Genomic DNA, 15183 nt, shown 5'->3' with positions numbered 1-15183 from the left:
CAACGGGGACATCGGTCAGGCAGGGGGAGATCGCATGGGTACGCGCCACGACGAGTCCGACGTCCGGGTGTGCGAGCAGGAGACCAGCCTCGCCAACCCGAAGCGGGTCCGGCTCTAGCCGGCTCGCACACGCAGCACCTGAGGGGGACCGCTCACCGAGCGGTCCCCCTCAGTCGTCCCCACCGCCTGGCTGAGCGCGGGTCAGGACACCACCCGGTCGGTCCCGGACACGAAGTGGAGCACCGGGCGTCCGGTGCGCTCGCGCAGCTTCGAGGCCCAGTCCCGGTGCAGCGCCTCCTCCACCAGGTGCGGCGGCGTCACCACCCAGATCTCGTCGGTCGCCGCGCCGGCGGCCTCGGCGACCGGGTCGCCCCCGCTCAGCTGCGCCGTCACGGCGAGCCCCCGGGCGGCGAGCGCGTCGCGGCTCTGCTCGACGGCCTGCTCGCCGCGTACGCCGTCGGGCCGCCCGCGCCCCGGCAGCCGCCCGAGCGCCACGTCGTCCAGCGCGTCGACGAGGTCGCGCCGGTCCTCGGGCGCGACGAGCAGGTGGACGCTCACCTGGTCGGTGCCGTGCAGCGTCGCGATCCGCTCGACGTCGTGCGCGGTGAGGGCTTCTTCGGTGAGCACGAGGATCGAGGTCATGATCCACTCCCTTCCCCGCTGGCCCCGGACAGAACGTCGGCCAGGTCGTAGCTCACCGGGACCTCGAGCTGGTCGTAGGTGCAGCTCGACGGCTCGCGGTCGGGCCGCCAGCGCAGGACGTGCGCGGTGTGCCGGAAGCGGCTGCCCTCCATGGCGTCGTACTTCACCTCGACGACGCGCTCCGGGCGCAGCGGCACCCACGAGAGGTCCTTGCCGGCGTTCCAGCGCGACTGGGCGCCGGGCAACCGGTCCTTCTCGTGCGCCTCGGCCTCGGCCCACTGCTGCCACGGGTGCCCCTCGAGCGCACCCTCGCGCAGCGGCTCGAGCTCGGCGACGAGCTCCTGGCGCCGGGCCATCGTGAACGACGCGCTGACGCCCACGTGCTGGAGCTGCCCCTCGCCGTTGAAGAGCCCCAGCAGCAGCGAGCCCACCACGGGCCCGGACTTGTGCCAGCGGAACCCGGCGACGACGCAGTCGGCGGTCCGCTCGTGCTTGATCTTGAGCATCGCCCGCACGTCCTGCTGGTAGGCCCCGCCCTTGGGCTTGGCCACCACGCCGTCGAGCCCGGCGCCCTCGAACTGCGCGAACCACTGCCGCGCCTGCGCCGGGTCCTCGGTCACCGACGTGACGAACACCGGCGCCTGCACGCCGCCGAGCGCCTCGACGAGCAGGGCCCGCCGCTCCTCGAAGGGGCGGCCGGTGAGGTCCTCGTCGCCGAGCGCCAGCAGGTCGAAGGCCACGAAGGCCGCGGGGGTCTCCTGGGACAGCTTCGTGACGCGCGAGACGGCCGGGTGGATCCGCTGCAGCAGCGCCTCGAAGTCGAGGCGCTGCCCGCTGCCCGCGGGCACGATGACCTCGCCGTCGACGACGCAGCGCGCGGGGAGGTTCGCCCTGACCGCCTCGACGACCTCGGGGAAGTAGCGCGTCAGCGGCCGCTCGTTGCGCGAGCCCAGCTCGACCTCGTCGCCGTCGCGGAACACCACGCAGCGGAAGCCGTCCCACTTCGGCTCGTAGACGTAGGCCCCCTCGGGGACGTCCTTGACGGCCTTCGCCAGCATTGGCGCGACGGGCGGCATGACGGGCAGGTCCACGCCCGCATCCTGGCACGGGGGGCCGACAGCCGCGGCGGTGCGGCGGCTCACTGCAGGATGTTGACCGCCCGCGCGATGACGAGCGCCGCCGTGGTCAGCGCGACCACCGACTGCAGGACCATGAGCGCCTTCGCCCGCGGCGACAGGGGCAGCGTGTCCGTCGGGCTGAACGCCGTGGCGTTGGTGAACCCGAGGAACAGGTAGTCGACGAACCCGGGCTCCCAGTCCGGGGGCGCGAGGTCCGGCGACGTCATCTGCGTGAAGGCGAAGTCGGGCCGGTCGTGCCGCAGCCCCGCCGCCCGGTCGGCGGGCCCGCCGCGGTCGAGCTCCCAGAACCACAGGGCGAACACCAGCACGTTCGTCAGCCAGATCGAGGCGCCGGTGACGAGCAGCGGGGTCGCCCGCTCGGTCGCGTGGTGGCCCGTGACGATCTGGTGGACGAGCGCGGCCGCGGACCAGGTGTTCGCCAGGGCGGCGACCGCCACGAGGGAGAGGCTGAGGACCCGCAGCCGCGGCGAGGACCGGGTGATGCGGACCGGGTTGGCGACCACGAGGGCGACGAGGAGGACGGCCTCGATGGCCGGCAGCACCCAGCTGCGCGAGAGCGTGAGCCGTTCGGGCACCGCGGTCTGCAGGCCGATGGCGACGGCGACGGCGAGCGTGGAGGCGATGCGGCTCTCGCCGGCGGTCACCCGTGCCCAGGCCGGCCGCAGCTCGGCCTCGAGGCGCGCCGCGCTCGACTGCTCCACGACCGGCACGCTACCGGCCGCCGGCGTACGGGCCAGCGCGCCGCGCTGGTCCTCCGTCCAGAAAAGTGCTATCACTTTGATAGCTGGGCGACGGTCGCCCGCGGAGGAGGTCCCCCGATGTCCCTCGAGCAGAGCGCACCCGAGGTCGCCATGCCGGCGCCGCGGGTCGTCGAGCGTCCCGCCCACCACCTGCCGGGGGTGCCGCTGCTGCTGGCCGCGCTCGCCGCGCTGGTCGCTGGGGTGGTGCTGGCCGTCGCCGGGGGCCAGGCCGACTCGTCGGCGGTCTCGGGCACCTCGGTCGTGGTCGGGCTCCTGGTGGCGGCCGTCGGCCTGGTCACCCTCGGCGGCCTCGTCCAGGTCTCGCCCGGGCAGGCGCGCGTGGTCCAGCTGTTCGGCCACTACAGCGGCACGATCCGCACGCAGGGCCTGCGCTGGGTCAACCCGCTCACCAAGCGCAGCCGCGTCTCCACGAGGATCCGCAACCTGCAGAGCGACGTGGCGAAGGTGAACGACGTCGAGGGCACGCCGATCGAGATGGCCGTCGTCGTCGTGTGGCAGGTCGAGGACACCGCGCAGGCGCTGTTCGAGGTCGACGACTTCGTGCGCTTCGTCTCGATCCAGACCGACAGCGCGGTGCGGCACATCGCCAACGGCTACCCGTACGACTCCTCGGACCCGCAGCGCCTGTCGCTGCGTGACAACGCCGACGAGATCACCGAGCGGCTCTCGGCCGAGATCCAGGCGCGCGTGGCCTCGGCCGGCGTGCACGTGGTGGAGTCGCGCATCACCCACCTGGCGTACGCGCCGGAGATCGCCTCCGCGATGCTGCGCCGCCAGCAGGCCGGGGCCGTCGTCGCGGCCCGTCAGCGGATCGTCGAGGGCGCGGTCGGCATGGTGCAGATGGCGCTGGACAAGCTCGCCGCCGAGCAGGTCGTCGAGCTCGACGAGGAGCGCAAGGCGGCCATGGTGAGCAACCTGCTCGTCGTGCTCTGCGGCGACCGAGACGCGACGCCGGTCGTCAACACCGGCTCGCTGTACGCGTGACGACCGGCTGATGCCCTCCGAGCGCAAGCAGGTCCTGCTGCGGCTCGACCCGGCGGTGCACGACGCCCTCGCGCGCTGGGCCGCGGCGGACCTGCGGAGCACCAACGGGCAGATCGAGTTCCTGCTGCGGCGCGCCCTGTCCGAGGCCGGCCGGCTGCCGGCGGCGGCGCGCGAGCAGCGCGGGCCGGGGCGCCCGCGCAAGGAGGCTCAGGAGCAGGAGTAGCGCAGCAGCAGCTCGTCCTGCTCCTGCAGGACGCTCGCGAGCCGGAACCGCACGGCCGGGTCCAGCGCGGGTCCGGCGAGGATGCGGCTGGCGCTGCCGGCCGCGAGCTGCGGGCTGAGCGTGAGGCAGAGCTCGTCGACGACGCCGGCCGCGACGGCCTGGGCCAGCACGCCCGGGCCGCCCTCGCACAGCACGCGGCGCAGCCCCCGCTCCGCGAGCGCGTCCACGGCGCGGCGCAGGTCGACGCCGTCGTCCCCGGCGACGACGACGTCGGCCACCTCGGCCGCCGCCGCCAGCCGCTCCTCGCCGGCGGCCGCGCACGTCACGACGAGCGAGCGCCGCGGTCCCGAGAAGAGCCGCGACCCCAGGTCCAGGTCGAGCGAGCGGGTCACCACGGCGATCGCTGCGGTCGGCGGCTGGCCGGCCGCGGCCCGGCGCTCGGGGGCGGTCTCCTTGGGGAGCACCGCGGCGTACCCCTCGGCGCGGACGGTCGAGGCGCCGACGAGCACGACGTCGGCGAGGGCGCGCAGCACGCGGAAGACGCGCTTGTCGGCGGGGGAGGAGAGCCCGCCGCTGCGCCCCTCCAACGAGGCGGCGCCGTCGAGCGAGGAGACCATGTTGGCGCGCACCCACAGGCGTTCCTCGGGATGGGCGTACGCCGCGAACAGCGCGTCGTCGTCGAGGTCGTCGAGCGGCGTGGGGAAGATCTGGCGCACGGGCGCCATCGTGCCACCCCCCGTAGACTCGCTGCCCGTGCCTGCTGCCGACCTGCCCCGCCTCGCCGACCGGCAGCCGCAGGTCGCTCCCGACCGGCTCGTCGCCGAGCTGGTGCCGCCGCCGCACTTCACCGGGGTCAGCTTCGCGACCTACCGGCCGGACCCTGCGCAGCCCTCCCAGACAGCCGCCCTCCATGCCCTCGAGGCGTTCGCCGGCCGCGTGGGACGGCCTGGCGCGAAGCGCGGGCTCTTCCGCCGCGGCAAGGAGGCGGCGGCCGCGCGCGGGGTCTACCTCGACGGCGGCTTCGGCGTCGGCAAGACCCACCTGCTCGCCTCGCTGTGGCACGCGGCTCCCGGGCCGAAGGTCTTCGGCACCTTCGTGGAGTACACGAACCTCGTGGGAGCGCTGGGCTTCTCCGGCACCGTCGAGGCCCTGCAGGGCAGCACCCTCGTCTGCATCGACGAGTTCGAGCTCGACGACCCTGGCGACACCGTGCTCGTCTCGACGCTGCTCGCCCGGCTCGCCGAGGCGGGCGTGCAGCTGGCCGCGACGAGCAACACGCTGCCCGAGGCGCTGGGGGAGGGGCGGTTCGCCGCCCAGGACTTCATGCGCGAGATCCAGGGGCTGGCGGCCCGCTTCGACTCGGTGCGCATCGACGGCGAGGACTACCGGCACCGCGGTGTGCCGACGGCTCCGCCTCCGCTGACGGACGAGCAGGTCGCGGCCTCGGCCGCGGCGACGCCCGGCGCCACGCTCGACGAGTTCCCCGACCTGCTCGCGCACCTCTCGCGCGTGCACCCCAGCCGCTACGGCGCCCTGCTCGACGGTGTCCGCACCGTGCACCTGCGCGGGGTCGCGCCCGTCGAGGACCAGAGCGCGGCGCTGCGCCTCGTCGTGCTGTCCGACAGGCTCTACGACAGGGACATTCCCGTACGCGCCAGCGGGATCCCGCTCGACCAGCTCTTCCCGCCGGCGCTGCTGGCCGGCGGCTACCGCAAGAAGTACCTGCGGACGCTGTCGCGCCTCACCGCCCTCGCCACGGCGTGACGGACTCCTCCACCGGCGAGCGGATCGGGCGGCCGGTCCACGGGTAGTCCTGCCAGGTGGAGACCTCCCAGCCGCCCGCGCAGCAGTCGCCGCCCGCCCCCGCCGAGCCGTCCGGGGGTGGGGAGAGCACGGCGACGGTGCTGACGGCGCTCGCGGCCAACCTGGCGATCGCCGTGGCGAAGCTCGTGGGCGGGCTGGTCAGCGGTTCGTCGGCGATGTTCGCCGAGGCCGCGCACTCGGTGGCGGACACCATGAACGAGGTGTTCCTCCTGCGCAGCCTGCGGGCGTCGCGGCGCCCCGCGGACGCCCACCACCCCTTCGGCTACGGCAAGACGCGCTTCTTCTGGTCGCTGCTGGCCGCGCTCGGGATCTTCGTGGCGGGCTCGCTGTTCTCGATCGTCGACGGGATCCGCTCGATCCTCGGCGGGGAGGGTGAGTCGGGCGGCTACCTCGTCGCGTACGTCGTGCTCGCGGTCTCCGTCCTCGCCGAGGGCACCTCGCTCGTCAAGGCGGTGCGCCAGGTGCGGGGAGAGGCGCAGGCGCACGGGCGTACCTTCCGGCGCGAGCTCCAGCTCTCCAGCGACCCCACGGTGAAGACCGTCGTCGCGGAGGACAGCGCCGCCGTGCTCGGCCTCGGCCTCGCCGCCACAGGCCTCGCGCTGCACCAGCTGACCGGGCACTCCTGGTGGGACGGGCTCGCCGCCGTGCTCATCGGGCTCGTGCTGGCGGTGGTCGCCGCGGTCCTCGGCTGGGAGAACGCGAACCTGCTCATCGGGGAGACGGCCCGCGCCGAGCTCGTCGTCGGCTGCTACGACGCGATCGCGGAGGTGCCCGGGATCGAGCGGGTCATCGAGCTGCTCACCATGCACCTCGGCCCCGACGAGGTGCTGCTCGCCGCGCGCGTGGACCTCGAGGACAGCCTGCCGGCAGGGCGGATCGAGGACCTCAGCACCGCGGTGGAGACCCAGCTGCGCGAGCGCTGGCCCGAGGTGACGCAGGTCTTCCTCGACCCGACCCGTGGGCAGGGCGAGACGGCGGCGCGGACCCGCGCGTACATCGACCAGCTGCGCGCCGAGGTCTAGCGGGTGACCAGGCAGATCCGCACGCCTTGGCCGTGATCATGCACGTCCTGAGGCCCAGGATGTGCATGATCAGGGGGAAGGGGTGAGGGGAAGCGCCTGGGGGGTCAGACCAGCGCGACGACCGCGACCGACTCCGCGGGCAGGGCGATGTGCTCGCCGTCCAGTGCGATGCCGTCCCCGCTCGCCAGCAGCACCTCCGCCGGACCCTCGAGCACGTGCCGGCGCGGCTCCTGCGCGAGGTTCACCACGACGCGGACGTCGCCGCGCTCGACGACGACCAGACCGCCGCCCTCGACGAGCTCGACGATGACGCCCACGTGGTCGAGCCGGGGGTCGGTCAGCTCAGGGGTGCTGCGGCGCAGGGCGATCAGGTCGGTGTACCACTGCAGCAGTCCGCGCTCGTCGCGCTCGCGCTCCGCCCAGTCGAGCACCGAGCGGTCGCGGGTCGCGGGGTCCTGCGGGTCCGGGACGTCCTCCTCGGCCCAGCCGTGCCCGGCGAACTCCTTGCGCCGCCCCTGCCGCACCGCCTCCGCGAGCTCGGGCTCCTGGTGGTCGGTGAAGTACTGCCAGGGCGTGCTCGCGGCGTACTCCTCGCCCATGAAGAGCATCGGGGTGAAGGGCGAGGTGAGGACGAGCGCCGCGCCGATCTTCAGCCGGCCCGTGCTGAGCGTGGCCGCGAGGCGGTCGCCGGTCGCGCGGTTGCCGACCTGGTCGTGGGTCTGGGTGTAGGCGACGAAGCGGTACGCCGGGCAGAGCTCCCGGTCGACCGGCTTGCCGTGGCGCCGGCCACGGAACGAGGACCACGTGCCCGCGTGGAAGAACGCCCCCGTGAGCACGTCCGACAGCGCCTCGACCGGGTCCTCGGCGAAGTCGGCGTAGTAGCCCTGCGACTCGCCGCTCAGCAGGGCGTGCAGCGCGTGGTGCACGTCGTCGTCCCACTGCGCGGTCAGGCCGTAGCCGCCGGCCTCGCGGGGCGTCACGAAGGACGCGTCGTTGCGGTCGCTCTCGGCGATGAGCGAGAGGGGCCGACGCAGCGCCGTCGAGAGGCGGTCGACCTCGGCGGCGAGCTCGGCCAGCAGGTGGGTCGCCCGCTCGTCGACGAGGGCGTGCACGGCGTCGAGGCGCAGGCCGTCGACGTGGAACTCGTCGAGCCACTGCACGGCGTTGTCGATGACCCAGCGGCGCACCTCGTCGGACCCGTGGTCGTCGAGGTTGACCGCGTCGCCCCACGGCGTGGAGTGCGTCCCGGTGAAGTACGGGCCGTAGACCCCGAGGTAGTTCCCGCTGGGCCCGAGGTGGTTGTAGACGACGTCGAGGACGACGCCCAGCCCCTTCTGGTGCGCGGCGTCGACGAAGCGCTTGAACCCCGCGGGGCCGCCGTACTCGTCGTGCACGGCGTAGAGGTGGACGCCGTCGTAGCCCCAGCCGTTGGTGCCGGGGAACGCCGCGACCGGCATGACCTCCACCAGGTCGACGCCGAGCTCCACGAGCGCGTCGAGCTTCCCGATCGCCGCGTCGAAGGTCCCCTCGGCGGTGAACGTGCCGATGTGCAGCTCGTAGACGACGGAACCGGCGAGCTGGCGCCCCGTCCAGGCCGCGTCGCCCCAGGCGTGGTCCTCCTCGTAGACGCGGCTCGGGCCGTGCACGCCCTGCGGCTGCCAGCGGGAGCGCGGGTCGGGAGTGGGGTCGCCGCCGTTCACGACGTACGCGTAGTCGGTGCCGTGCCCCGCCCCGGGCAGGTCGACCGCCCACCAGCCGCCGCCCTCCTGCTCGAGCGGCGTGCGCCGCCCCTCGGCTTCGACCTCGAGCGTGCTGGCGTTGGGGGCCCAGACCCGGAACGTCGTCATGCTCGCCAGCCTCCCACCGGGCGTGCGGAACCATGCATGCGGGAACCGGTGGCGTGTGCGACTGCTGCTCGTCTCCGACACCCACCTGCCGCGGCGCGCGAAGGACCTGCCCGCCCGCGTCTGGCAGGAGGTCGACCGCGCCGACCTCGTCGTGCACGCGGGGGACTGGACGTCGTACGCCGCCTACGACGCGCTCGCCGGGCGCGCCCGCGCCCTGCTCGCGGTCCACGGCAACAACGACGGCCCGGAGCTGCGCGCCGTGCTGCCCGAGGTCGCGCGCGCGGAGCTCGAGGGCGTCCGCGTCGCGGTCGTGCACGAGACCGGTGCGGCGCAGGGGCGCGAGCAGCGGATGGACGCGGCGTTCCCCGACACCGACCTGCTCGTCTTCGGCCACAGCCACATCCCGTGGGACACCGTCACTCCTCGCGGGCTGCGACTGCTCAACCCTGGGTCGCCCACCGACAGGCGGCGGATGCCGACGTTCACCTTCGCCACGGTGACGCTCGCTAGCGGAGAGGTCCGCGACGTCGAGCTGCACGAGCTGGCGAGCAGGGCATGACGTCGGGCTCCCTGCCGCGCGAGATCTCCGCGGCGTACGAGCAGGACGTCGACCAGACGCGCCGCTCGCTGCTCATGGCGTGGCTGGCCTTCGCGGGGACCTTCGGGCTGCTGCGCGCGCTCACCTACGCGATCCACCGCGGGTGGGGACCGTTCGGCGACGTGTCCGTCGGCGGCTCCCACCTGCACCACTACGTGTGGGGGATCGGGATCCTCATGGCCGTGGGGCTCGTGTCGCTCATCGTCGACACCCCGCGCTACAACCCGTGGCTCGGCGCGGCGTACGGCGTGGGCTGCGCGCTCGTCATCGACGAGTACGCCCTGCTGCTCAACCTCTCCGACGTCTACTGGCAGCGGCAGGGCCGGGTCAGCGTCGACCTCGGCCTCGGCGTCATCGCGGTGCTCGGCGCGTACGTCACGGCGCTGCACTTCTGGAACCACATCGTGCGTCTGCTGCTGGGAGCGCTGCGGCGTCGTCCCTGACCCGCGTGGCGCGCAGGCTCGTGGCGGTCGTCACCGCCAGCACGCCCAGGATGACGGCGAGGGACAGCGGCGTCGGGATCGTCGGCACGCCGGGCCAGACGCCGTGCGCCCAGTGCAGCACCAGCTTCACCCCGATGAGGCCGAGCACGACCGCGAGGCCGGTGGCGAGGTGCACGAGCCGCTCGAGCAGACCGCTGACGAGGAAGTACAGCGCCCGCAGGCCGAGCAGGGCGAAGGCGTTCGCCGCGAAGACCAGCAGCGCCTCCTGCGTCACGCCGAAGACCGCGGGGACCGAGTCGAGCGCGAACAGCACGTCGGTGGCCCCGACGGCGACGAGCACGAGGGCGAGCGGCGTTGCGACCCGGCGGCCCGCCCGCCGGGTCGTCAGCCGGCCGCCGTCGAAGCCCTCGCTCAGGGGCAGCACGCGCCGCGCGAGCCGCACGGCCGCGCTGCCCTCGACGTCGGGCTCCTGCGTCCCGTGGCGCGCGAGTTGCACCGCGGTCCACAGCAGGACGAGACCGAAGACCAGGAACAGCAGGGAGAACGCCGACAGCAGGGCCGCGCCCGCGGCGATGAGGACACCGCGCAGCACCAGCGCCGCGACGATGCCGAAGGTGAGGACCTTCTGCTGGTGCTCGCGGGGCACGCCGAAGGACCCGAGGATCACGACGAAGACGAACAGGTTGTCGACCGAGAGGCTCTTCTCGACGACGTAGCCGGTGAGGTACTGCCCGCCGAAGTCCCAGCCGGCGACGAGCCCGACGACGACGCCGTAGGCCAGGGCCACGGCGACGTAGAACACCGACCACGCGGACGCCTCGCGGAACCCCACGGCGTGGGGGCGCAGGACACCGACCGCGAGGTCGACCGCCAGCAGCACCCCCACGACACCGAGCGTCAGGACCCAGCCCACCGCCGAGACCTCCACCGTGCTCCTCCACCTGTCGACGGGCTGTCTCCAGGTGACGACGCGGAGGGGGTGCAGAGTTCCGCTCAGCCCTTGCGCAGCAGGGCGACCGGGAGCTGGTCGAGCAGCTCTGCGAGCGCGACCGCGCCGCCGTCGAACTGCTTGCCGGTCAGCACGTCGGTCCACGTGCCGTCCGGCAGGCTGACGGCCGCCTCGCCGAAGCCGGTGCGCGCCAGGCCCGCCGGTAGCCGCGTCGCGACGACGGCGACCCGGCCCCCGCGGAGGAAGGCCAGCGCGTGCTCGTCGCCGGTCTCCAGCGGCTCGTACGCGCCGGCGAAGGCCTCGGGCAGCTCGCGCCGCAGTCGCATCGCCCGCGACGTGACCAGCAGCTTCTCGCCGTCCAGCGTCGTCGGCCGCTCCCCGCCGTCGACCGCGGCGAGCAGCTCGCGCCGCAGCGCGTAGTCCACGGGGCGACGGTTGTCGGGGTCGACGAGCGAGAGGTCGACGACCTCGGTCCCCTGGTAGACGTCGGGCACGCCCGGCATCGTGAGCTGGAGCAGCTTCTGCGCCAGCACGTTGCTGCGGAAGTGCGGGTGGACGCGCTCGACGAACGCCGACACCGCTGCGGTGATCTCGCTGTCCTGCAGCACCTTCTCGGCGAACTCCCGGACGCCGGTGTCGTAGTCCTCCTGCGGCTCGGTCCAGGTGGTGTGCACCTTGGCCTCGCGCGTCGCCTTCTCGAGGTACGCCGTGAGCCGGTCCGCCGGCAGCGGCCACGCCCCGACGAGCGTCTGCCAGATGAGGTACTCGGTGGCGGCGTCGGGCCAGCCCGCGTCGCTGCGGTGCTTGGCGGCGAGGGCCCGCCACTGCGCGACCTCGCCCGCCCAGTCGCCGGGCAGCTCGGAGAGGACGGCCAGGCGGGCGCGCACGTCCTCGGAGCGCTTGGTGTCGTGGGTGGACAGCGTCGTCATCGAGCGCGGCCAGTCCGCCGTGAGCCGCCCGCACCACTCGTGCCACTCGGCCGGGGAGACCCCGACGCGGGCGGGGTCGCCGCCGACCTCGTTGAGGGAGACCAGCGCGTGCCAGCGGTAGAAGGCCGTGTCCTCCACGCCCTTCGCCATCACCGGCCCGCAGGTCTGCTGGAAGCGCACGACGAACTCGTCGCGGCGCGGGCCGCGACCGAGCCGGCCGAGCACGAGCTCGCGGACGAGCTCGAGGGTCGCGTGCCCCTCCTCGGGGAGGTGGGCCCGGGCGACTCCGACGGCCTCGTCGACGAGCTCGACCGACGCGGCGGGCGGCTCCTCGCCGGGCACGACGTAGGCGCGGTAGACCGGGAAGGCCACGAGCAGCTCGACGATCGCCTCGCGCAGCCCGCGGCGGGTGTGGTCGCGCAGGTGGACGTCCTCGGCGCAGACCGCCGCGGCGACCTCGACCAGGCGGGCCACCTCGGCGTAGAGCGCGTGCTCCACGACGTAGCGCTTGGACTCCTCCACCACCTGCTCGAAGTCCTCGGGCAGGCCGGTCAGGGAGGACTGCAGGCGCAGCAGCGGGTCCTTGCCGGCCGGGTCGACGAGCACGCCCCCGACGCGCAGCAGCGCGTCGTAGCCCGTGGTACCGGCCGTCGGCCAGTCGTGGGGGAGCTGCTCCTTGCCCTCGAGGATCTTCTCGATGACCACCCACGCGCCGTCGGTCGCGTCGCGCAGCCGCCGGAGGTACTCGCCCGGGTCGGCGAGGCCGTCCGGGTGGTCGATGCGCAGCCCGTCCAGGCCGCCCTCGCGGACCAGCGCCAGCAGGACGGCGTGCGTCTCGGCGAAGACCTGCTCGTCCTCGACGCGGATGCCGGCGAGCGTGTCGACGTCGAAGAACCTGCGGTAGTTGAGCTCCTCGTCCGCCACGCGCCAGAACGCGAGGCGGTACCACTGCCGGTCGACGAGCTGGGGGAGCGGCAGGTCCTCCGTGCCGGGGCGCACGGGGAAGACGTGGTCGTAGTAGCGCAGCACCGGCTCAGCGCCGCTGCGGTCGAGCGCCAGCTCGTGGCCGTCGAGCACCTCGCCGATGCGCGAGCCGAGGATCGGCATGAGCAGCGCGTGCGACTCGACCGACCAGTCGACGTCGAACCAGCGGGCGTAGGGCGAGCTCGGGCCGTCGCGCAGCACCGACCAGAGCGCGGCGTTGGCGGTCTCGGGGGTCGGGACCGCCATGTGGTTCGGCACGACGTCGGCCACCGCGCCCAGCCCGGCGCGGCCGAGCGCCTCGCGCAGCTGCGCGAAGGCGGCGGCCCCGCCGAGCTCCTCGTTGAGCTGGCTGTGGTCCACGACGTCGTAGCCGTGGGCGCTGCCCGACACCGCCTGCAGGATCGGCGAGAGGTACGCGTGGGAGACGCCGAGCGACGCCAGGTAGTCGGCCTGGGCGGCGAGGTCGGCGAACCCCCACTCCGGACGCAGCTGCAGGCGGTACGTGCCCGTGGGGACGGGGCGCGAGGGCATGCGGGGACCTCTCAGTGGGCGCGGCGGAGGACGAGCAGCGAGCGGGCCTCGACGGCGATCTCGCCGCCGGCCTTCACCGGGGGCTGGTCGTCGATGAGCGGGGCGCTCGTGTCGAGGTCGACGTCCCACGCCCCGGCGTACTGGCTGTCGGGCATCGTGAACGTCAGGTCCTCGTGGGAGGCGTTGAACAGCAGGAGGAACGAGTCGTCCTTGACCTTCGAGCCCCGCTCGTCGGGCTCGCTGATCGCGTCGCCGTTGAGGAACACGCCGACGGCCTTGGCGTTGCTGTTGTCCCAGTCCTCGCCGCCCATCGGGGTGCCGTCCGGCCGGAACCAGGCGATGTCGCTGACGGTGTCCTCGGCCCCGCGGATCGGGCGGCCGTGGAAGAACCGGCGCCGGCGGAACACCGGGTGCTCGCGGCGCATCTTGACCAGTCGCTGGGTGAACTCGAGCAGCGACCACTCGGCGCGCGACTCGTTCCAATCGACCCACGAGATCTCGTTGTCCTGGCAGTAGGCGTTGTTGTTGCCGCCCTGGCTGCGGGACATCTCGTCGCCGTGCAGCACCATCGGCACGCCCTGCGACAGCAGCAGCGTGGCCAGGAAGTTGCGCTTCTGCTTCTCGCGGAGCGTGATGATGTCGACGTCGTCGGTCGGGCCCTCCGCGCCGGAGTTCCAGGAGCGGTTGTGGCTCTCGCCGTCCGCCCCGCCCTCGCCGTTGGCCTCGTTGTGCTTCTCGTTGTAGGACACGAGGTCGTTGAGGGTGAAGCCGTCGTGCGCGGTGATGAAGTTGATCGACGCGAACGGGCGTCGCCGGTCGTCCTGGTAGAGGTCGGAGGAGCCGGTCAGGCGCGAGGCGAACTCGCCCAGAGTGGAGGGCTCTCCGCGCCAGAAGTCGCGCACGGTGTCGCGGTACTTGCCGTTCCACTCGGTCCACAGGGGCGGGAAGTTGCCGACCTGGTAGCCGCCCTCGCCGACGTCCCAGGGCTCGGCGATGAGCTTCACCTGCGAGACGATCGGGTCCTGCTGGACGAGGTCGAAGAACGCCGACAGGCGGTCCACCTCGTGGAACTGGCGGGCCAGCGACGCCGCGAGGTCGAAGCGGAAGCCGTCGACGTGCATCTCGGTGACCCAGTAGCGCAGCGAGTCCATGATGAGCTGCAGCACGTGCGGGTGGCGCATCAGCAGGGTGTTGCCGGTGCCCGTCGTGTCGTAGTAGTGCTGCGGGTCGCCGTCGACCAGGCGGTAGTACGACGTGTTGTCGATGCCGCGGAACGACAGCGTCGGGCCCATGTGGTTGCCCTCGGCGGTGTGGTTGTAGACCACGTCGAGGATGACCTCGATGCCCGCCTGGTGCAGGGCGCGCACCATCGACTTGAACTCCAGCACCTGGCCGCCGCGCTGCCCGCTCGAGGAGTAGGTGTTCTGCGGGGCGAAGAAGCCGATCGTGTTGTAGCCCCAGTAGTTCGCCAGCCCGCGCTCCTGCAGGTGGTGGTCCTGCACGAACTGGTGCACCGGCATGAGCTCGACGGCCGTGACGCCCAGCTTCTGCAGGTGGTCGATCATGACCGGGTGGCCGAGCGCGGCGTACGTGCCGCGGATCTCCTCGGGGATGTCGGGGTGCAACTCGGTCAGGCCCTTCACGTGGGCCTCGTAGATCACCGTCTCGTGGTAGCCGGTCCGCGGGTGGCGGTCGTCCTGCCAGTCGAAGTACGGGTTGATGACCACGGACTTCATCGCGTGCGGCGCGGAGTCGAGCTCGTTGACCGCGTCAGGGTCCTTGAACGGGTAGTCGAACAGCGCCTCGTCCCAGTCGATGTCGCCGTCGATCGCCTTCGCGTACGGGTCGAGCAGCAGCTTGCTCGGGTTGCAGCGCAGCCCGCGGGACGGGTCGTGCGGCCCGTGGATGCGGTAGCCGTAGCGCTGCCCGGGGACGACCCGCGGCAGGTAGCCGTGCCAGACGAACGCGTCGACCTCCTGGAGGTCGATGCGGGTCTCCGTGCCGTCCTCGTCGAACAGGCAGAGCTCGACCCGCTCCGCGACCTCGGTGAAGAGCGCGAAGTTGGTCCCCGCCCCGTCGAACGTCGCACCCAGCGGGTAGGCACTTCCCGGCCAGAGCTCCACAGCACTCCCTCAACTCGTCGTCGCGCATCGCAGTGCCGGCGCGCGTGCACGCCGGTGGTCTCCACCCTGCCCTGGTCCCCGCTGATCCATGCGTGCGGGCCCCCCGTTGGTGATCTTGCTCGCACTGCCGCACGGGGGAGGGCTACGCTCCGGAGCATGCCCGGTTGACGCTGAACCCCCTCCT

General features: G+C 73.2%; 14 protein-coding genes. 6 read left to right on the top strand and 8 right to left on the bottom strand.

Annotated features, from left to right (window positions below; genetic code table 11):
- Window positions 1–201: 201 nt before the first annotated feature.
- The 3 genes from EV189_RS06215 to EV189_RS06205 are packed head-to-tail and all read right to left on the bottom strand — an operon-like array spanning window position 202 to window position 2482.
- The gene (locus EV189_RS06215; protein ID WP_130492093.1) at window positions 202–642 is read right to left on the bottom strand and encodes an indole-3-glycerol phosphate synthase; all 441 of its coding nucleotides are present in this window, start codon (window positions 640–642) and stop codon (window positions 202–204) included.
- Entirely contained in the window at window positions 639–1733 is a 1095-nt protein-coding gene (locus EV189_RS06210; protein WP_130492092.1) for an ATP-dependent DNA ligase, read from the bottom strand. Before EV189_RS06210 ends, EV189_RS06215 begins: the two co-directional genes overlap by 4 nt.
- Before the next feature lie 47 nt (window positions 1734–1780).
- Window positions 1781–2482 (bottom strand): hypothetical protein, encoded by a 702-nt coding sequence (locus EV189_RS06205; RefSeq protein WP_231116123.1) that lies wholly within the window; start codon window positions 2480–2482, stop codon window positions 1781–1783.
- Window positions 2483–2599: 117 nt separating this feature from the next.
- Here EV189_RS06205 and EV189_RS06200 point away from each other — a divergent pair, with 117 nt between their 5' ends.
- Window positions 2600–3526, top strand: a complete 927-nt coding sequence (locus tag EV189_RS06200; RefSeq protein WP_196788531.1) for an SPFH domain-containing protein — start codon at window positions 2600–2602, stop codon at window positions 3524–3526.
- 10 nt (window positions 3527–3536) lie between these two features.
- Complete coding sequence (locus EV189_RS06195; protein ID WP_130492091.1) at window positions 3537–3749, top strand: hypothetical protein; 213 nt, start codon at window positions 3537–3539, stop codon at window positions 3747–3749.
- On the opposite strand, the gene EV189_RS06190 is transcribed toward EV189_RS06195, so the two are convergent.
- A complete protein-coding gene (locus tag EV189_RS06190) occupies window positions 3734–4474 on the bottom strand; it encodes a pyrimidine reductase family protein (RefSeq protein ID WP_130492090.1) in 741 nt (246 codons plus the stop codon). The two genes, EV189_RS06195 and EV189_RS06190, sit on opposite strands and share 16 nt — an antisense overlap.
- A 22-nt stretch (window positions 4475–4496) precedes the next feature.
- Here EV189_RS06190 and zapE point away from each other — a divergent pair, with 22 nt between their 5' ends.
- Together zapE and EV189_RS06180 are read left to right on the top strand one after the other, a co-directional pair.
- Window positions 4497–5513 carry a cell division protein ZapE gene (gene zapE, locus EV189_RS06185; protein WP_407938122.1) on the top strand — a complete coding sequence of 339 codons (1017 nt, stop codon included), beginning with the start codon at window positions 4497–4499 and terminating at the stop codon, window positions 5511–5513.
- A 56-nt stretch (window positions 5514–5569) separates the two neighbouring features.
- Complete coding sequence (locus EV189_RS06180) at window positions 5570–6595, top strand: cation diffusion facilitator family transporter (protein WP_130492088.1); 1026 nt, start codon at window positions 5570–5572, stop codon at window positions 6593–6595.
- A 104-nt stretch (window positions 6596–6699) separates the two neighbouring features.
- Here EV189_RS06180 and treZ read toward each other — a convergent pair whose 3' ends face one another.
- Window positions 6700–8442, bottom strand: coding sequence for a malto-oligosyltrehalose trehalohydrolase (gene treZ, locus EV189_RS06175; RefSeq protein WP_130492087.1), 1743 nt, complete (start codon window positions 8440–8442; stop codon window positions 6700–6702).
- 55 nt (window positions 8443–8497) lie between these two features.
- Here treZ and EV189_RS06170 point away from each other — a divergent pair, with 55 nt between their 5' ends.
- Window positions 8498–9001: a metallophosphoesterase family protein gene (locus EV189_RS06170; protein WP_130492086.1), complete on the top strand. Its 504-nt coding sequence runs from the start codon at window positions 8498–8500 to the stop codon at window positions 8999–9001.
- Window positions 8998–9483, top strand: a complete 486-nt coding sequence (locus tag EV189_RS06165) for a hypothetical protein (RefSeq protein ID WP_196788530.1) — start codon at window positions 8998–9000, stop codon at window positions 9481–9483. Before EV189_RS06170 ends, EV189_RS06165 begins: the two co-directional genes overlap by 4 nt.
- Here EV189_RS06165 and EV189_RS06160 read toward each other — a convergent pair.
- The 3 genes from EV189_RS06160 to glgX form a co-directional block, all read right to left on the bottom strand.
- Entirely contained in the window at window positions 9416–10411 is a 996-nt protein-coding gene (locus EV189_RS06160) for a TerC/Alx family metal homeostasis membrane protein (RefSeq protein ID WP_130492085.1), read from the bottom strand. The genes EV189_RS06165 and EV189_RS06160 overlap by 68 nt on opposite strands.
- 65 nt (window positions 10412–10476) lie before the next feature.
- Window positions 10477–12876 carry a malto-oligosyltrehalose synthase gene (treY, locus tag EV189_RS06155; protein ID WP_130492084.1) on the bottom strand — a complete coding sequence of 800 codons (2400 nt, stop codon included), beginning with the start codon at window positions 12874–12876 and terminating at the stop codon, window positions 10477–10479.
- Window positions 12877–12887: 11 nt separating this feature from the next.
- The gene (gene glgX, locus EV189_RS06150; RefSeq protein ID WP_130492083.1) at window positions 12888–14999 is read right to left on the bottom strand and encodes a glycogen debranching protein GlgX; all 2112 of its coding nucleotides are present in this window, start codon (window positions 14997–14999) and stop codon (window positions 12888–12890) included.
- Between the last annotated feature and the right edge of the window lie 184 nt (window positions 15000–15183).

The sequence above is a fragment of the Motilibacter rhizosphaerae genome, assembly GCF_004216915.1.
Classification (GTDB): domain Bacteria; phylum Actinomycetota; class Actinomycetes; order Motilibacterales; family Motilibacteraceae; genus Motilibacter; species Motilibacter rhizosphaerae.
The sequence above is the reverse complement of the archived record's forward strand: the minus strand, read 5'-3'. Positions and strand labels throughout refer to the sequence as shown.